The sequence below is a fragment of the Microbispora sitophila genome (genome assembly GCF_014892245.1).
Classification (GTDB): domain Bacteria; phylum Actinomycetota; class Actinomycetes; order Streptosporangiales; family Streptosporangiaceae; genus Microbispora; species Microbispora siamensis.
Genome location: NZ_JADBGC010000010.1, coordinates 72,078 through 88,887 on the forward strand (window position 1 = coordinate 72,078; position 16,810 = coordinate 88,887).

The 16,810-nt window shown below is 67.9% G+C and carries 16 protein-coding genes; 12 read left to right on the forward strand and 4 right to left on the reverse strand.

The window, feature by feature from the left end:
* Nucleotides 1-2 precede the first annotated feature (2 nt).
* Nucleotides 3-1,181 carry an adenylyltransferase/sulfurtransferase MoeZ gene (gene moeZ, locus IL992_RS19600; RefSeq protein ID WP_193204814.1) on the reverse strand — a complete coding sequence of 393 codons (1,179 nt, stop codon included), beginning with the start codon at nucleotides 1,179-1,181 and terminating at the stop codon, nucleotides 3-5.
* Nucleotides 1,182-1,280: 99 nt separating this feature from the next.
* Nucleotides 1,281-2,195, reverse strand: coding sequence for an alpha/beta fold hydrolase (locus tag IL992_RS19605; protein WP_193204815.1), 915 nt, complete (start codon nucleotides 2,193-2,195; stop codon nucleotides 1,281-1,283).
* A 393-nt stretch (nucleotides 2,196-2,588) separates the two neighbouring features.
* On the opposite strand from IL992_RS19605, the gene IL992_RS19610 reads away from it, so the two are divergent.
* The 6 genes from IL992_RS19610 to IL992_RS19635 all read left to right on the forward strand — a co-directional run bounded on the left by IL992_RS19610 (nucleotide 2,589) and on the right by IL992_RS19635 (nucleotide 8,656).
* On the forward strand, nucleotides 2,589-3,197 hold the full coding sequence (locus IL992_RS19610) for a hypothetical protein (protein WP_193204816.1): 609 nt from the start codon (nucleotides 2,589-2,591) through the stop codon (nucleotides 3,195-3,197).
* 404 nt (nucleotides 3,198-3,601) lie between these two features.
* Entirely contained in the window at nucleotides 3,602-4,216 is a 615-nt protein-coding gene (locus tag IL992_RS19615) for a hypothetical protein (RefSeq protein ID WP_193204817.1), read from the forward strand.
* Between the two features lie 666 nt (nucleotides 4,217-4,882).
* Nucleotides 4,883-5,356 carry a hypothetical protein gene (locus IL992_RS19620; RefSeq protein ID WP_193204818.1) on the forward strand — a complete coding sequence of 158 codons (474 nt, stop codon included), beginning with the start codon at nucleotides 4,883-4,885 and terminating at the stop codon, nucleotides 5,354-5,356.
* Between the two features lie 684 nt (nucleotides 5,357-6,040).
* Entirely contained in the window at nucleotides 6,041-6,574 is a 534-nt protein-coding gene (locus IL992_RS19625) for a hypothetical protein (RefSeq protein ID WP_193204819.1), read from the forward strand.
* Nucleotides 6,575-7,215: 641 nt separating this feature from the next.
* Nucleotides 7,216-7,752 (forward strand): hypothetical protein, encoded by a 537-nt coding sequence (locus IL992_RS19630; RefSeq protein ID WP_193204820.1) that lies wholly within the window; start codon nucleotides 7,216-7,218, stop codon nucleotides 7,750-7,752.
* 601 nt (nucleotides 7,753-8,353) lie between these two features.
* Nucleotides 8,354-8,656 carry a hypothetical protein gene (locus IL992_RS19635; protein ID WP_193204821.1) on the forward strand — a complete coding sequence of 101 codons (303 nt, stop codon included), beginning with the start codon at nucleotides 8,354-8,356 and terminating at the stop codon, nucleotides 8,654-8,656.
* A gap of 213 nt (nucleotides 8,657-8,869) precedes the next feature.
* Here IL992_RS19635 and ku read toward each other — a convergent pair whose 3' ends face one another.
* Nucleotides 8,870-9,790, reverse strand: a complete 921-nt coding sequence (gene ku / locus IL992_RS19640) for a non-homologous end joining protein Ku (protein ID WP_193204822.1) — start codon at nucleotides 9,788-9,790, stop codon at nucleotides 8,870-8,872.
* 104 nt (nucleotides 9,791-9,894) lie between these two features.
* Between ku and ligD (IL992_RS19645) the strand changes: the two genes are divergently transcribed.
* The 5 genes from ligD (IL992_RS19645) (at nucleotide 9,895) to IL992_RS19665 (ending at nucleotide 12,988) form a co-directional block, all read left to right on the forward strand.
* Nucleotides 9,895-10,821 carry a non-homologous end-joining DNA ligase gene (gene ligD, locus IL992_RS19645; RefSeq protein ID WP_226873407.1) on the forward strand — a complete coding sequence of 309 codons (927 nt, stop codon included), beginning with the start codon at nucleotides 9,895-9,897 and terminating at the stop codon, nucleotides 10,819-10,821.
* Complete coding sequence (gene ligD, locus IL992_RS19650) at nucleotides 10,821-11,702, forward strand: non-homologous end-joining DNA ligase (protein ID WP_193204824.1); 882 nt, start codon at nucleotides 10,821-10,823, stop codon at nucleotides 11,700-11,702. The genes ligD (IL992_RS19645) and ligD (IL992_RS19650) overlap by 1 nt, the downstream gene beginning before the upstream one ends.
* Nucleotides 11,703-11,724: 22 nt before the next feature.
* Nucleotides 11,725-11,970, forward strand: coding sequence for a hypothetical protein (locus IL992_RS19655; protein ID WP_239108895.1), 246 nt, complete (start codon nucleotides 11,725-11,727; stop codon nucleotides 11,968-11,970).
* 72 nt (nucleotides 11,971-12,042) lie between these two features.
* Nucleotides 12,043-12,663, forward strand: a complete 621-nt coding sequence (locus IL992_RS19660) for a TetR/AcrR family transcriptional regulator (protein WP_030507436.1) — start codon at nucleotides 12,043-12,045, stop codon at nucleotides 12,661-12,663.
* Nucleotides 12,664-12,757: 94 nt separating this feature from the next.
* Nucleotides 12,758-12,988, forward strand: a complete 231-nt coding sequence (locus IL992_RS19665) for a DUF3107 domain-containing protein (RefSeq protein WP_079315485.1) — start codon at nucleotides 12,758-12,760, stop codon at nucleotides 12,986-12,988.
* Nucleotides 12,989-13,422: 434 nt separating this feature from the next.
* On the opposite strand, the gene IL992_RS19670 is transcribed toward IL992_RS19665, so the two are convergent.
* Nucleotides 13,423-14,082, reverse strand: a complete 660-nt coding sequence (locus IL992_RS19670; RefSeq protein ID WP_193204825.1) for a ferritin-like fold-containing protein — start codon at nucleotides 14,080-14,082, stop codon at nucleotides 13,423-13,425.
* 431 nt (nucleotides 14,083-14,513) lie between these two features.
* Between IL992_RS19670 and IL992_RS19675 the strand changes: the two genes are divergently transcribed.
* A complete protein-coding gene (locus IL992_RS19675) occupies nucleotides 14,514-16,517 on the forward strand; it encodes a DEAD/DEAH box helicase (protein WP_226873408.1) in 2,004 nt (667 codons plus the stop codon).
* Nucleotides 16,518-16,810: the final 293 nt, after the last annotated feature.

Genomic DNA, 16,810 nt, shown 5'->3' on the forward strand with positions numbered 1-16,810 from the left:
AATCAGTAGGTCGGCAGGCTGGGGTCGACCGTCTTGATCCAGCTCAGCACGCCGCCACCCACGTGGACGGCGTCGGAGAAGCCGGCGTTCTTCAGGACCGCGAGCACCTCGGCCGAGCGGGCGCCCGACTTGCAGTGCAGCACGATCTTCTTGTCCTGCGGCAGCTTCTCCAGGGCCGAGCCGTTGAGGAACTCGCCCTTGGGGATCAGCACGGCGCCGGGGATGTTGACGATCTCGTACTCGTTCGGCTCGCGGACGTCAATGATCATGAGGTCCTCGCCCCGCTCGCGCATCGCCTCGAGCTCGGCCGCAGTGATCGTGCTGCCCGCGGCGGCCTGCTGCGCCTCGTCGGAGAGCGTGCCGCAGAAGGCCTCGTAGTCGATCAGCTCGGTGATCGAGGGGTCCTTGCCGCACAGCGGGCACTCGGGATCCTTGCGGACCTTCACGTCGCGATACTTCATCTCGAGCGCGTCGTAGATCATGAGGCGGCCGACGAGCGGCTCGCCGATGCCGGTGATGACCTTGATGGCCTCGTTCACCTGGACGGAGCCGATCGACGCGCACAGCACGCCGAGTACGCCGCCCTCGGCGCAGCTCGGGACCATGCCCGGCGGCGGGGGCTCGGGGTAGAGGCAGCGGTAGCACGGGCCGTGCTCGGCCCAGAAGACGCTGGCCTGCCCGTCGAACCGGTAGATGGACCCCCACACGTACGGCTTGCCGAGCAGCACGGCCGCGTCGTTGACCATGTAGCGGGTGGCGAAGTTGTCCGTGCCGTCCACGATGAGGTCGTAGCCGGAGAAGATGTCCATCACGTTGTCGGTCGTGAGAGCGACGTTGTGGATGATCACGTTGACCAGCGGGTTGATCTCGCGCACGCTCGCGGCGGCAGACTCGGCCTTCAGGCGGCCCACGTCCGACTGCCCGTGGATCACCTGGCGCTGCAGGTTCGACTCGTCCACGACGTCGAAGTCGACGATGCCGAGCGTCCCGACCCCGGCCGCGGCCAGGTACAGCAGCGCGGGGGAGCCCAGGCCGCCCGCGCCCACACACAGGACCTTGGCGTTCTTGAGGCGCTTCTGACCCGCCATGCCGACGTCGGGGATGATCAGATGGCGCGAGTAGCGGCGCACCTCGTCAACCGTCAGCTCTGCTGCCGGCTCTACCAGCGGTGGCAACGACACAGTTCCACTCCCGTTTTCGTGCCAATGGTCGCGCTCGGCTCCATGGGCCCATCACAAGCTCTTCTCACAACTTAACCGGGGTGGCCCCGCATTCCCCAATCACGCTGTTCGGCGCAGGGGCGTCCTGGTGTAGGCCAGCAGGCGGCGCGCCTCCCGGGCCACGAGCTCGGGATACTCCATCTGCGCCACGTGACCGGCGTGCGGGAGTGTGACCAGGCGCACGTCGCGGAAGACCCGTCCGGCCCGGTGCGCCATGCGGGCGTGGACCAGCCGGTCGCGCAGGCCGTACACGACGAGGGTGGGCACGGCGACCCGCTCGGCCTGCCGCCAGAGGTTGTCGGGGCCCAGGCGGAAGTACTCGCGCACGATCGCGCGGGCGCAGCCGACCATGGCCGCCCCCGCGTGCGGCAGGCCGTCGCGGCGGCGCAGCTCCTCTATCGCCTCGCGCAGCCGGTCCGGGTGGACCCGCCCGGCGTCGGCGTAGCACATGCTGAGCGTCGCCTGGACGCGCCGCTCCGGCGGCAGCGCGCTCAGCCAGCGGACGGCCAGCTCGCCCAGGCGCGGGGCGGCCGACATGGCGATCCTGGCCGGGCCGTACCTCGGCAGCAGGTCGGGCAGCGCAGGCGAGACCAGCGTCAGCGACCTGACGAGGTCGGGACGCGTGGCCGCGACCCGCACCGAGACCGCCCCGCCCATGGAATTGCCGAAAAGGTGGACCGGCCCCTCCCCCAGGGCCTCGACGAGCCGGACCACCGCCCTGGCGTGGGCGGGGACCGAATAGTCGCCGTCCGCGGGCTCCGGGGAGTATCCGGCCCCGGGCAGGTCGACGGCCACCCCCCGCACCTCGTCCGCGAGCTCGCCCATCAGGTCGGTCCAGTTGGTCGCCGAGCCCGCCAGCCCGTGCACGTATATCGCGGTCTCCGGCGGCCCCTCCGGGGTCGTCCGCACGTGGATGCGCGCGTCCCCCACGTCGATGAGCCGGCCGGGCCACGGTGGAATCGGCTCGACACCCACGCGTCCTCCCCTGTTCGCATCGCGTTTCTCGACCATAACCCCGCCCGTACGCCGCCTCGGGCGGCACTCCCGCTACCCGAGGGACGCGAGATCGATCATCCGGGTTCGCCCCGATCAGCGAGAGCGACATAAGGGCAATATCACCCCTATTCGGACATTTCGAAATGCGGATATGAATCGCAATTCGGACCAAAGCGATCCTATCGGTGTCAACGATGCCAATAAAGCGATAAGTGAATGGCAAAAGCCGCCGACCGCCGTTTGTCGCTCGGACGGTGAGGAAAACAAGACAATGCAGGGATGATCCACCAAGGGTCATCAGTAAGGGCATTTTCCGAACGACTTGGAAAACGCCGGAGTGTCGGGGCAACAATCCTTCAAGGAGGACATGAAATGCCCAAGTTCAACAACCTGGTCGGGATCCTCGCGATCAGCGCCGCGCTCACCGGTGGTGCCGTCGCCCTGGGTACCGCTGTCGCCGCCACCAGCGCGAACGCCGCGACCGTCATGGGCGGCTACGTGGGCGGCGGTGGTGGCTACTACCCCTACGTGAACTACAACCGCAACCGGAACGCGCAGCGGCAGAAGAACAAGGGTCTGAACGGCAACAAGAACAAGAACAAGAACAAGACGAAGCAGTGGCAGCACGAGCGGCAGAACCAGGCCCAGAACCAGTTCCTGCTGCGTGACTTCACTCTCGTCCTCACGCCGTTCCAGAAGACGGACACCGACGCGCGGGCGCTTCCGTACAACTGGCAGTACGGCAGCTCGCAGTCGGTTCCGACGACCCGTACGAACAGCTTCAGCGACCAGTTCAACAACCCGCGTCAGGGCCAGGACTCCCTTGCCCAGCCGAAGACGAACACGGCCACCGAGGTCAACCCGCGTGTGAAGAAGAAGGACGTCGACGCGGACATCGACGTGGACGTGGAGAAGGAGAAGAAGATCGAGAAGGAGAAGAAGGACTACGACCGCGACTACCAGCCGGAGATCGTGCCCTGACGGGATCCGCACGAGCGGCCTCGGTAGACGTCCCGGCCACGGCGGGTGACGCACCAGCCGGCGGCCACCCGTACTCGTGACCTCCGGCCTCACCTGAGCCGGGGCCGCGAGCGACGGGAGACACGCGCGAGCGGCGGAGCGGCGGACACCCCGCCCGGCGGGACGGGTGGCGACCGGATGACCGTGAGACACGGCGCCGGCCCCACCCGTGTCCGCCGCTCCGTCCGCGGTCGAACGAGCAGTTGAGAGAGCAGAGCACCGGCGGCGTGTTCGAGGAGAGGACCGCCGGTGCCAGGCGAACGCATCGCGCCGCGTCACACACGACGGCGCCGAACCCACTACACCCGCCCTGGTCCCTCACCGGACCGGGCCGGGGTCGCGATATTCAGAGGAGAAACACCCAAATGTCCGCGTTGAAGAACATCGCCGGGCTTCTCGCCCTCGGCACCGCGCTGAGCGGCGCGGCCATCGCGCTCGGTGGCGCCACCGCCGGCACGGCAAGCGCAGCGACCGTCATGGGCGGGTACGTTCCCGCTCCGTCCGGCGGTGTCCGCTACGTCCGGCCGAGCTACAACCGCAACTACAACACCAACCAGCAGGCCCAGGGGCAGAAGGGCCGTAACAAGAACAAGAACAAGAACAAGAACAAGAACCACGAGTGGCAGCACGCCCGTCAGTCGGAGAACCAGAGCCAGTTCCTGCTGCGTGACTTCACGCTCGTTCTCACGCCGTTCCAGAAGTCGTCGAACGGCTCCGCGGCGGTGCCGTGGAACGCCCAGTGGTCGCAGAACTCCACGTTCCCGACCACACACACCACCGACTGGAACCAGATGCACAACCGGCCCTGGCAGGACCAGTCCTCGCAGGCCGACCCGCGCACGAACACGGCCACCCAGGTCAACCCGCAGGCCAAGACCAAGGATGTCGACGTCGACGTCGACGCCGACATCAAGAAGAAGGAAGAGGAGAAGAAGAAGAAGGACGACTACGGGCGGCCGGGGTACGACGCCGTCCCCTGATCCGCGGCGTCCTTCGCACGGCCGGGATGACCGGTCGCGCTGAGCCCCGGGCCACCGGCCCGGGCGCCGAGTGAATGTGCCCGTGCTCACCGGGGCGTGGAGTTCGCGCCCATCGTGGGCACGGGCACTTTTCGTCCCCCCCCTCTTCGACCACTCTTCGCCGCACCCACCCCAGGGCCCGTCATCGGGCCCCGGCTTCCCTCAGTCGCCACCTCGGGGATCTCGCCCACCCCACGCCCGCCCCAGGCTCCGCCCGCGGGCACGCCGCCACAGGGGTCGCCTCGCCCGCCGCAGCCCGCTCCACGCCCTCTCGAACGCCCGCCTGAAACGCCCCTGGAACGCCACCACGCGAGACTGTCCGCCCCCGTGCGATCCCAGCGCCCGCCGGCCTGCCACCCGCGCTCTGCGGCGTCTCGGGCTCCACTCGGCGTCCCGCATTCGAATCGGACATTACGGGACAAGTCGCCCTTTTTGCTTCCAATTCGTTCCATAGCCTGCTAATAGCTGATCAAAAGCCATAGAGGCGCGTTTGTCGGGTGATGCCGCCGGACATCAACGTATCGCAGGAACCCGGCCCACGGGGGCCATAGAGATATTTCTCTCGAATCTCCACCGAGAAATATCGAAGGATGCGGGGAATTCCAATCCTTTTCAAGGGGGACAGCAATGCCCAAGTTCAAGAAGGTTCTCGCCGGACTCGCACTCGGCACCGCGATCGCGGGGGGCGCGATCGCCATGAGCGCCACAGCCGCGAGCGCCGGCTGCGGAGACGGCTTCTTCGGTATGGGCGGCATGCCCTGCAACAACAACAACTTCGTTCCCTTCAACTGTAACAACAACAACAACTGCCAGCCCTTCAACAACAACAACTGCAACAACAACAACTGGTGCAACAACAACCAGAACAACAACTTCTGGAACAACCAGAGCTTCTGGAACCAGAGTGCGTTCTGCGACAACCTGGACAGCGACTCCAACTTCGCCATCGTCGGCCCCTGCGCCACGATCGCCTTCAGTGACAAGACCAACCGCGACAGCAACTTCTTCAACAACGGCTGGTTCAACAACAACTGCTGGTGGAACAACAACCAGAACAACTGCTTCAACAACAACAACAACAACGACAACTTCTGCAACTGAGAAAGGCGGGGCCGGCAGCGGCCCTGCGCGACAGCGCCGCTCGGAATCCTGCCGGGTGAACGGATGACCGAACCGGCCGGCCACACGGTCCTCCACCGCCTCGACAGGAGAACGGCGCCCTGAGGCGCAGTCACGTTCCCGCGGCATCGAAAGCTCCGTGAGCGCTCGACACTTCGGGAACGACCGTTCGATCAAGCAGAAACAAGGGCTCCGGTGAGACTCTCGCCGGAGCCCTGACTTTTTCCCCCGTACGGCGGGCTCGGCGCGGAGCCCTAAGCGGCATATTCGCGTGCCGGTTCCGGACAGCACGGAACCTCCAGAACGCCTTTCCCGGCCTGGCCGGATCGGCCGCGGCCATCCGGCAGCGGCACGCAGGCGGACGACGCTCACAACGCCACAGGCGCTCAGGCCGTCGCCTCCGTTTCCGTCTCACGGCGAGCTCCGACGCGTGAGCACCCGTGCCGGAAATCGGTCAATCGAGACATTTCTCTTCTAATACCTCTAAGTCAGTTCATAAGAGTCTAACTAGTGATCAAAAGGCTTAGATGCCCGTTTGTCAGGCCAGCACGCTGGAAATCATGACAGCACAGGAAGTTAGGGCTCAATTGAGAGCCCGAAGGACATTTCTCTCAGAAATGCCCTAAACAAATTCAGGGATACTGAATCCTGTCAAGGGGGACACGCATGTCCAAGCTCCACAAGATCATCGCTGGTCTCGCGCTCAGCACCGCCGCCGTCGGCGGCGCGCTCGCCCTGGGCGCCGGTGCCGCCGGCGCCGTGACCAGGACCGGCGATGTCGACCGTCCCATCGTCCGGGATGGCCTGGCCAACGGCGTCGACGACAGCACGGGCGGCATCGCCCAGGGCAACAGGGGTATCGGCGATCGTGGTGATCGGGAGAACGTCTTCCCTGTCTTCTTCAACCCGAACAACAACAACAACAACTTCGATAGGAACGACCGCAACCAGAACTTCAACCAGGACGACAACAACAACTGGTGGAACAACCAGAGCTTCTGGAACCAGGGGGCGTTCTCTGACAAGCGGGACGACTTCTCCGGCTTCGGCCTCGTCGCCAAGGACGTCGCGATCGGCTTCCAGGACAAGGAGAACAAGGACAACACCTGGTTCAACAACAACTGGTGGAACAACAACAACTGGTGGAACTGCAACGACAACAACTGGTGGAACCACAACAACAACGACCGCGTGAACTGAGAAGGCAGGTCCAGCGGCTCCTGCGAGACGATCGCGCCGTTCCGAGAAGGTGACGGATCCGGAAGACCTCCCACGAGGCCTCCGACTCCGACTCACGGACTGGCGCCGTTGAGTGCAGAGACACGTTCCCCGACCGGCCGGCCGCTCGCTCACCGAGCGACGGCGGCCTGAACGGGAGCGGCCGTCAATCCTCCTACAGTGACAATCAAGGGCTCCGGCGGGAAGGTTCCGCCGGAGCCCTGCTCTTTCCCCTGACCGCGGTCATCGCCACCGCCCGCTTCCCTCCGCGGCCTTCCTCCGCTCGCCATCGCGGCCGCTCCCCGACCAGCCCCACCGATGGCAAAGGCAGGTAAGCCTCTACCCCCGCTCGCCGGGCGTCAGGACGCGGCCACGCCAGGGGGGCAAATCGTACCTATCACTACATAAGGCGCATTATCCATCGAATCAAGCCTATACGCAGCTAATCATTAATCAAAAGCAGCAGACGTCAGTTTGTCGGACCGCCCGGCAGGAAATCACCCTAGCGTCGGAAGCAAGGCTCAATAAGAGCCATGAAGAAATTTCCGCCCGTCGCAGGCGGGTGGGAAATACCGATAGACACAGGGCAATTCGAAATCGAATCCTGTCAGGGAGGAACCATAATGCCCAACCTCAAGAAGATCTTCGCAGGGCTCGCGCTCAGCACCATGGCCGTCGGCGGGGCCGTCGCCATGGGCGCCACGGCCGCCAGCGCCGACGACAACCCCTTCTGGGTCAAGAAGGAGGACCGCCCCATCGTCAAGGACGGCGCGGCCAACGGCGTCGACGACAGCACGGGCGGCATCGCCCAGGACAACAAGAAGGAGGACTTCCCGCACCCGTTCTCCCCGAACAACAACCGGGAGCGCAACGACCGCAACCACAACATCAACGACCGCAACCAGAACAACTGGTGGGACACCAACAACTGGTGGGGCCAGAACCTCTACAAGGACGACAAGGCTGAGCACGACGCCTTCGGCCTCGTCGCCAAGGACGTCGCCTTCGGTTTCCAGGAGAAGGACGACAAGGAATTCAACTGGCTCAACAGCAACTGGTGGGCCGACCAGAACTGGTGGGACCACAACAACAACGACTGGTGGAACCGCAACGACCGCGAGCACAACAACAAGGACAACAACCACAACAACAACGTCTGATCCGCGAGGCCTGACGCCTCGCGCGACACCGCGCCGTCCGGTCGGGTGACGCTGGAGCCAGTGGGCGGGACCGCCCACGAATTCCTCTCCGCCACCGGCCGGGGACGACGGCGCCGGTGAGTGCAGCCAGGTGTTTCCAGCGCCTCCGCGCGTCGAGCGACAGGAGGCCTGAAAACACCGTCCATCGGATGGCATGAGACAAGGGCTCCGGCGAGATCCTCGCCGGAGCCCTGACCTTTGCGGGCCCGATCCCGCCCTCGCCGCCACCTCACGCGCCGCCCTGAGGGGACCGGCTTCCGCAGGCCGAAGCGAACCCGAACTGGGGATTGACAGACACCGCGACGGGGAAGCGAAGCCCGCCCTACCCCGGATCGCGCACGGACACGTCAGGCACGCACGTCGATCAGGTCAGCGGTCGCCTAACCCGGGGCATCGCGCCACAACGCGAGCCCAAATCCCCTCCGGCCGAGTTTGCCGGGAGGCCGCATCGGCAATTAAGACGCCACGGGCGATGAACGGACATACCGGACATCGCCTAGGCATTTCCGACAGTCACCGGGAATGTCGCACTCGGGCACTCCATCCTTCGAGGAGGACCTCAATGCCCAAATTCCGGAACGTCATCACCGGTCTGGCGGTCAGTACGGTAATGGCCGGCGGCGCGCTCGCTCTGACCACCACCGCCGCCCACGCCACCACCCCGACCACCACCACCATGTCCGGTACCTGGTGGCACGGCCCGGACGGATGCGGACGTCGCGGTCGCGGCTGCCGTAACACGGCTGTCAACCGCAACGACTTCCGCTTCTTCAAGTTCAAGAAGGAAAAGAAGATCAGTCGGCCCGTCGAGGCCAACGCATCCGGTGACGCCGTCCTCGAGATCGACGGCGACGACGACGACTGACACTGACGGGTGAACCCACTCGTACGGGGCCGCCGGCGCGAAGCCGCGGTGTCCGAGCCCGCCCTGATCACGCCTCCGCCACCTCCGTGGCGATCGGGCGGCGGTGAACGGGCGGCCGAGAGCTTGCGGCCCTGCACGAATCGCCCACCTTCCGTTCCGTGAAGAAAGCCCCGGCGGAAACGCCCGCCGGGGCTCCTCCGAAACAACCCAGGCTCAGGCGGAGCGGCGGGTCTTCCGCTTCTTCGGCGCCTTCTCCTCCTCATCCGCACCGTCGGAGGCGGCCTTCCTGGCGGCGGCGCCGGAGGCGGCGGCCTTGGTCTTGGCGGCCCTGCCGGGTGACTTGGCCGCGGTCGCGCCCTGGCGCTCCCGCTTGGCCGCCTCGACGCTGGCCCGCAGCGCGGCCATGAGGTCGACGGCCGGCCCGGCCTCGGCGGGGGCCTCGGGGGCGACGACCTCCTTGCCCGCCACCTTGGCCTCGATGACCTCCTGCAGCGCCTCCCGGTAGGCGTCCTTGTACTCCGCGGGATCGAAGTCCGCCACCATCGTCTCGATCAGGGACTCGGCCATCTTCAGTTCCTGGGGACGTACGTCGACGTCCTCCTCCAGGAAACCGAAGTCCGCCTCGCGGATCTCGTCCGGCCAGAGCATGGTCTCCAGCACGAAGACGCCGTCCCGGACGCGGAGCGCGGCCAGCGACTCGCGCTGCCGCAGGGCGACCTTCACGACCGCCACCTGTCCCGACCGCTCCAGGGCGTCCCGCAACAGCACGTACGGCTTGGCGCCCTGCCCGTCCGGCTCCAGGTAGTAGGACTTGGCGAAGTAGATGGGGTCGATCTGGTCCGCGGGGGTGAACTGCAGCACGTCGATCCTGCGGGAGGTGGTCAGCGGCAGGTCGGCGAAGTCCTCGTCGGTCAGCACGACCATCTCGCCGGTCGCGAGCTCGTATCCCTTGGCGATGTCGGAGTAGGGCACCTCTTCGCCGTCGACCGAGCAGACCCTCTTGTACTTGATCCTTCCGCCGTCCTCCCGGTGCACCTGGTGGAACGTGACGTCCTTCTGTTCGGTCGCCGAGTAGAGCTTCACCGGGATCGTGACAAGACCGAACGAGATCGCGCCTTTCCAGATGCTGCGCATAGCCACATTCTCGTCTCTGTGTTCGAACAACGCTATGGTGGGATTCAAGGGAGTTACCTGATGGGCAGGTACCCACTATGGCGGTGCCGTATCCGATCGAGCCGATGCTTGCCATTCCAGGAGAAATCCCCCCCGACCCCGAGGCGTACGCGCTGGAGGTGAAGTGGGACGGCATCCGGGCGCTCGCGTACGTCGACGGCGGCGTCCGGGTCACCGGGCGGCACGGCGCCGACTTCACCTCTCGATACCCAGAGATCTCCGCCGCCATGGCCCCGCTGGCCGGGCGCAGGGCGGTCGTCGACGGCGAGGTGGTGGCCTTCGACCCCGAGGGCCGGCCCAGCTTCGCCCGGCTGCAAAGGCGCATGCACATCACCGATCCCGCCGGGGCCCACCTGCTCGGCCGGCTGCCGGTCTCCTACCTGCCCTTCGACCTGCTCCATCTCGACGGGCACACGCTGCTCGACCTGCCCTACCTGGACCGGCGGGCGCTGCTCGACTCGCTCGGCCTGGGCGCGCCGCCGTACTTCCCCTGCGAACCGGCGGTGCTGGAGGCGACCAGGCGGCAGGGACTGGAGGGCGTGGTCGCCAAGCGCCTCGACTCGCCGTACCGGCCGGGGCGCAGGGCGGAGTGGTGGATCAAGGTCAAGAACCTGCGCACCGCCGAGGTGGTCGTCGGCGGCTGGCGGCCGGGCAAGGGCCGCCGCGCGGGCGGCGTCGGCTCGCTCCTGCTCGGCATGTACGCCGGGGCCTCTCCGGCCGCGTTCCTCTTCGTCGGCCACGTGGGCACCGGGTTCACCGACGCGATGCTCGGCGACATCCTCCGTCTGATTGAGCCGCTCGAGATCGGGCAGAGCCCTTTCTCTGACGGGCTTCCGAGGGAGATCTCCAGGAACGCCCGGTGGGTCCGGCCCGAGGTGGTCGGCGAGGTGGCGTTCACGATGTGGACACGCGACGGGCGACTGCGCAACCCCGTGTGGCGGGGCGTGCGCGACGACAAGATCCCCGCGGAGGTGCGGCGGGAGGAGCAGTGATGACGGAGAAGGTGCGGGTGAAGGTCGAGGGCCGCCTGCTTGTCCTGACCAACCTGGACAAGGTTCTCTATCCCCACACCGCGTTCACCAAGGCCGAGGTGATCGACTACTACACCCGGATCGCGCCGGTCCTGCTGCCGCACCTCAAAGGGCGCCCGCTCACGGTCAAGCGTTACCCGAACGGCGTCGACGGCCAGTTCTTCTTCGAGAAGAACGTCCCCGAGCACACGCCCGACTGGGTCCGTACGGTGACCCTGCCCGCGCCGGGCAGCACCAAGGACCGCGAGGAGATCGACTTCGCCGTCGTGGAGGACCTGCCGACCCTGGTCTACTACGCCAACCTGGCCGCCCTGGAGATCCACGTGCCGATGTGGCGGGTGGCCAAGGACGGCGAGCCGCAGCCGCCCGACACCCTCGTCTTCGACCTCGACCCCGGCGCCCCCGCCACGATCGTCGACTGCTGCCGGGTCGCCGTCCTGCTGCGGCAGGCCCTGGCCGACGACGGCCTGGAGTGCCATCCCAAGACCAGCGGCCAGAAGGGCATGCAGCTCTACGTCCCCTGGGACCGGGGCCCCGGCACCTCCGACTACGCCAAGGCGCTCGCCCGGCGGATGCAGGCCGAGCATCCGTTCGTGACCAGCGTGATGGCGAAGAAGGAGCGGCCGGGCAAGGTCTTCATCGACTGGAGCCAGAACAACCCGGCCAAGACGACGGTCGCGCCCTACTCGCTGCGCGCCGCCCCGCGGCCGACCGCGTCCACTCCTCTGCTGTGGGAGGAGGTCGAGGCGTGCGACAGCCCGGACCAGCTGGTGTTCACCGCATCTGACGTGCTGGAGCGCGTGGCGGAACACGGCGACCTGTTCGTGGGCCTTACCGCTTAGCCCGGCCGCCACCCTGGCCGTAGTGTTGGACCTGTCGCAGCCGACCTTCGAACGGAAGGACAAGCAGATGCCCGAGATGGACCCCCTCGACGAGGTGGTCGAGGAGATCTCGATCGAGGCGCCGGAGGCCGACGCGGTCGAGCAGCACCAGCTCGTCAAGGTCGCCGACGACAGGCGCTGGCCCGAGCGTGTCCCATTCGACGCCGACCCGGCCGACGTGGCCGAGCAGGAGCGTACGGTCGACCTCGACGACGACGACTATCGCTGATCCGGATTACCGACACGTAGGATGAGGCCTCGGGGCGGGAGCCCCCGATGCGCATCTTGCAAGGAGACTGCCGTGACCGCTACCCCGGACGCCAAGCCCCGGGGCACCCGGCTACCCCGGATGGCCCGCCGCCGCCAGTTGCTGAGCGCGGCACAGGAAGTGTTCGTGGAGAACGGCTACCACGCGGCGGCGATGGACGAGATCGCCGAGCGGGCCGGTGTGAGCAAGCCGGTGCTCTACCAGCACTTCCCGGGCAAGCTGGAGCTGTATCTCGCGCTGCTCGATCTGCACGTCGACGACATGGTGACCCGGTGCCGGCAGGCGCTCGAGTCCACCACCGACAACAAGCAGCGGGTGCAGGCCGCCATCGGCGCCTTCTTCGACTTCGTCTCCAGTCAGGGCGAGGCGTTCCGGCTCGTCTTCGAATCCGACCTGCGCAACGTCGCGCCCGTACGGCAGCGGATGGAGCGTTCGCTGCACGAGAGCGCCGAGGCGATCAGCCGGGTGATCCAGGAGGACACCGGCTGCTCCAGCGACGAGGCGCACCTGCTCGGCGTGGGCCTGGTCGGCATGGCCGAGGTGAGCGCTCGCTACTGGCTGAGCAGCCACGGCTCGATCCCCAAGGAGGCGGCGACCCAGCTGATGGCGCGCCTGGCCTGGCGCGGTATCAGCGGTTTCCCGCGCACCGGCTGACCGGAATCCTGTTCGCTTCACGCGATCACAGGGCTGACCGCTCCCTGAGGCGACGACGATGGGTAGGGAACAGCCCTCGCGAAAGGGGAGCCCGATGGAAATAAAGATCGGTGTGCAGTCGGTGCACCGTGAACTCGTCGTGGAGACCGACCTGTCGGCCGAGGAGATCGAGGAGGAACTGCGCAAGGCGCTCGCCTCCGACAAGGGCGTCTTCTCACTCACCGACACCTCGGGCCGCCGTGTGGTCGTCCCCGTGGACTCGCTCGGCTTCGTCGAGATCGGCGAGGACGAGTCGCGCCCCGTCGGCTTCGGCGGGACGCTCTAGCGCGTCTCCGCGACCGCCGACGGCCGCGGGCGGCGCGCGCCCACCACGCGCGCCGTCCCGGCGGCGGACCGTGATCGGCGCGGGGTCAGGTGCGTCCGTAACCGCATCCGCGGGGGCGGCGGGTCAGATCCGCGTGATGGGGATCCCGCCTCCCGCTGATCGTCGGACAGCCCGCGCTTCCTCTCCGCAACACCGCACGCGGAGTCCAGGTGTTCGGCCCACATCTCGTCAAGGAAGTGCCGTAGCGGCGCGAGGCCCTCATGCTCGCACCGTACATCCGTTTGGCACGTTCGCGACCCACGAACGACGGACCGGCAGGTGCGCGGGACGGGCTCCGGCCCTCCCGATCGCCGCCGTTTCCCGGGTCGGGCCAGGTCAGCGGGGATTGACGGAGCGAATCACCCACATCGACGTCCCCCCGCGAAGCCGTGAGATCACGGGCCGGGCGTGAGGCCGAGGGCGGCCATCCGCTTGCCGTGCTCCTCGGTCAGCCTGGCGAACATCCGCCCGATCTCCGCCAGGTCCTCGCCCTTCTCGCCCACCAGCAGGGCGGCGAGCTGCGGCCGGGCGGCGGCGAGCCGCTGCCCCTGGCTCAGCGCCTCGCCGACCATGCGGCGCGCCCACAGCGCGAGACGGCCGCACAGCCGCGGGTCGGCGTCCAGTGCGGCGCGTACCCGCTCCACCGCGAACTCCCCGCGGCTCTCGTCGGTCAGCACCTCGTCCACCAGGGCGCTGATCGAAGGAGTGGTGTGACGCGCGGCCTCGCGGTAGAAGTCGCCCGCGATCCCCACGCCGACGTACGCCTTGATCAGCGCCTCGTGCCAGTCCTTCGGCCTGGTCTGGGCGTGCCAGGCGTCGATCGCCTCCACGAAGGGGGCCATGGCCTCCTCCGGGTCGACGCCGAGCGAGGCCAGCCGGTCCCGCAGCACCCGGAAGTGCCCGTACTCGGTCGCGGCCACGTCCCCGAGGGCGGCCCTGTCGTTCAGCGTCGGAGCCAGCAGGGCGGCGTCCTCGGCCAGCCGGAGGAAGGCGGTGAGCTCGGCGTAGGCGAGGACACCGAGCAGGTCCACAGTCCCGGGAGAGGAATCACTCATGGGTGCAGCGTACGGCTCCGGGGCATGCCCGCCGGCGCCGTGCTCGTCACCGGCTTCTCTCGCGACACAGCAAGAGCTTTTAGCGAGAAGACGCAGAAATCGGTTCCGTGTTGTGGTATCGAGTAGACTGCTTCGTGGAAGTGCGACCGCACTGTGTCGATCACCGTATCGATCCCTGTGTCGATCCGGGGCCACACCCCGGACCCCCAGGAACCACTGGATGCCGCGGTCGCTGATTCACGACGAGGGCGCGACTGTCCGCGAGGACCCGGACCGGGGAGGCTCTGCCGGTCGGATGTCCCGGAGGGCCGCCTTCGCACTGATTGAGGCAGGCCACGCTGACAACGACGTTCCGAGACCTGGGAGTCATCCCGGAGATCGCTGATGCGCTCGAGACCGAGGGCATCACTTCACCATTCCCGATTCAGGAGATGGCGCTCCCGCTGGCGCTGGCCGGCCAGGACGTCATCGGACAGGCGCGCACCGGCACCGGCAAGACCTATGCCTTCGGCGTCGCCATGCTCCAGCTCGTCGGCAAACCGAGGAAGAACCGCAAGAAGCCGCGCGGCCTGGTCCTCGTGCCGACCCGCGAGCTGGCCCTCCAGGTGACCGAGGACCTGGTCCTCGCCGCCGGGAAGCTGGGGTCGCGCATCCTCACCGTGTACGGCGGGCGTGCGTACGAGCCGCAGATCGAGGCGCTCAAGAACGGCGTCGACGTGATCGTCGGAACGCCGGGGCGGCTGCTCGACCTGGTCAAGCAGAAGCACCTCGACCTCGGCCAGATCACCATGCTCGTCCTCGACGAGGCCGACCGCATGCTGGATCTCGGCTTCCTTCCGGACATCGAGCGGATCATCAAGCTGGTGCCGGAGAAGCGGCAGACCATGCTGTTCTCTGCCACCATGCCCGGCGAGATCGTGAACCTGTCCCGCCGTTACCTCACCCAGCCGACCCGGGTCCGGGCGGAGAGCGGCACAGCCGAGGCCGAGACGACCACGCTGACGACGCAGCACGTCTACCGCACGCACCGCATGGACAAGATCGAGATCCTGGCCCGCCTGCTGCAGAGCAGGGGCGCCGGGCTCACGATGGTCTTCTGCGAGACCAAGCGGGCCTGCGACATGGTCGCCGAGCAGCTCAAGGACAAGGGCTTCGCGGTGGCGGCCGTCCACGGCGACCTCGGCCAGGGCCAGCGCGAGCAGGCGCTGCGGGCGTTCCGCAGCGGCAAGATCAACGTGCTGGTGGCCACCGACGTCGCGGCGCGCGGCATCGACATCGACGACGTCACCCACGTCGTCAACTACGACTGCCCGCAGGACGAGAAGGCCTACGTCCACCGGATCGGCCGTACGGGCCGGGCGGGCCGCACGGGCGTCGCGGTGACCTTCGTCGAGTGGACCGAGCTGACCCGCTGGAAGGTCATCAACAACGCTCTCTCGCTGGACTTCACCGAGCCCGTCGAGACCTATTCGAGCTCTCCGCACCTGTACGCGGACCTCGACATCCCCGAGGGGACCAAGGGCGTGCTGCCGCGCGCCCAGCGATCCCGGGCGGGTCTGGAGGCCGAGGAGATCGAGGACCTCGGGGAGACCGGACGCACCCGCTCCCGCGGCAAGTCCCGCCGTGGGGACGCCCGCGGAGATGCCCGCGACAACACCCGCGACAACACCCGCGACAACACCCGCGACAACGCTGAGGAGCGCCGCGAGCGCCCCGCCCGCACCCGCGAGCGGCGACGGACCCGTGGGGGCCGCCTCCACGACGCCGGGACTTCCCCCGGGGAGACGGCCGAGGCGCCGGCCCCGATCGAAGCCCCAGTGGAGGCCCTTGTGGAGACTCCCGTGGAAGCTCCCGTCGAGACCACGGTGGACACCACCACTGTGGAGACCGCTGCCGAGGCCGCGCCGGGGCGTCGAGGGCGCAGGGGCGCGAACGCGGCGGCCCTCACCGGCGCGCTGGCCGACGTCACGGCCGGACGGTCCGGCAAGGACAGCCCGGTGGATAGCGCGGAGGACGGCGCCGAGGCCGGTGCCGGTGACGGGCGGGAGCCGGAGGCGGCGACCACGCGCAGGACGACCCGCCGCAGGACCCGCGCCGCCGACCACGCCGCCGACCAGGCGCCCGTGGCCGAGGAGCAGGTGGAGGAACGCCCGGCCCGGCGCCGCAGGACCCGCGCGGCCGACACCTCCGACCAGGCACTTCCGGTGGAGGAGCCGGCTGGGAGGGCGCCGGTGAGCGAGGCCGCCGACGAGCCCGCCGAGCGGCCGGCCCCGGAGCCGGAGCCGGAGCGGATCATCCCGGCCAGTCCGTTCATGATCGTGTTCAGGTCCCCCGACCTCGCGACCGATGACGACGACCCCGCGCCGTCCGCCGCGACCGAGCGCGCCCAGCAGCGGCGCCGCCCGCCCCGGCCGCGGCCCCGCCGTACGGGGTGAGGGGCCGGCACAGGCCCGTTCGTCGATGAGCACGACCGCAGGGGCAGGGAGGGCACCGGACAACCGGCGCTCTCCCTGCCCCCGTTGCTTTGAGGGCCCGTGCTCTGAGGCCCGTGCGTTGAGGGCCGCTTCGCCCGCAGTGGGTATGACCTGGACAGGAGGCATGCGCAATGACCGTCCGAAACCCGCGTAGTCGCTTCGACAGTGTCGCCGGGATCTTCCCTGGGTATCGTGATGCCACGTGAGTGAGCGAGCCTTCAGCAGACGGTCCAGGGCGTGGGGCCACCGGTCCG

What these genes read in the sequence shown, in the direction of transcription:
- IL992_RS19610 (WP_193204816.1), top strand. Translation starts at nt 2,589, where the DNA reads ATGCCCAAGTTCAACAACCTGGTCGGGATCCTCGCGATCAGCGCCGCG.
- IL992_RS19615 (WP_193204817.1), top strand. Translation starts at nt 3,602, where the DNA reads ATGTCCGCGTTGAAGAACATCGCCGGGCTTCTCGCCCTCGGCACCGCG.
- IL992_RS19620 (WP_193204818.1), top strand. Translation starts at nt 4,883, where the DNA reads ATGCCCAAGTTCAAGAAGGTTCTCGCCGGACTCGCACTCGGCACCGCG.
- IL992_RS19625 (WP_193204819.1), top strand. Translation starts at nt 6,041, where the DNA reads ATGTCCAAGCTCCACAAGATCATCGCTGGTCTCGCGCTCAGCACCGCC.
- IL992_RS19630 (WP_193204820.1), top strand. Translation starts at nt 7,216, where the DNA reads ATGCCCAACCTCAAGAAGATCTTCGCAGGGCTCGCGCTCAGCACCATG.
- IL992_RS19635 (WP_193204821.1), top strand. Translation starts at nt 8,354, where the DNA reads ATGCCCAAATTCCGGAACGTCATCACCGGTCTGGCGGTCAGTACGGTA.
- ku (WP_193204822.1), bottom strand. Translation starts at nt 9,790, where the DNA reads ATGCGCAGCATCTGGAAAGGCGCGATCTCGTTCGGTCTTGTCACGATC.
- ligD (WP_226873407.1), top strand. Translation starts at nt 9,895, where the DNA reads ATGCTTGCCATTCCAGGAGAAATCCCCCCCGACCCCGAGGCGTACGCG.
- ligD (WP_193204824.1), top strand. Translation starts at nt 10,821, where the DNA reads ATGACGGAGAAGGTGCGGGTGAAGGTCGAGGGCCGCCTGCTTGTCCTG.
- IL992_RS19665 (WP_079315485.1), top strand. Translation starts at nt 12,758, where the DNA reads ATGGAAATAAAGATCGGTGTGCAGTCGGTGCACCGTGAACTCGTCGTG.
- IL992_RS19670 (WP_193204825.1), bottom strand. Translation starts at nt 14,082, where the DNA reads ATGAGTGATTCCTCTCCCGGGACTGTGGACCTGCTCGGTGTCCTCGCC.
- IL992_RS19675 (WP_226873408.1), top strand. Translation starts at nt 14,514, where the DNA reads ATGGCGCTCCCGCTGGCGCTGGCCGGCCAGGACGTCATCGGACAGGCG.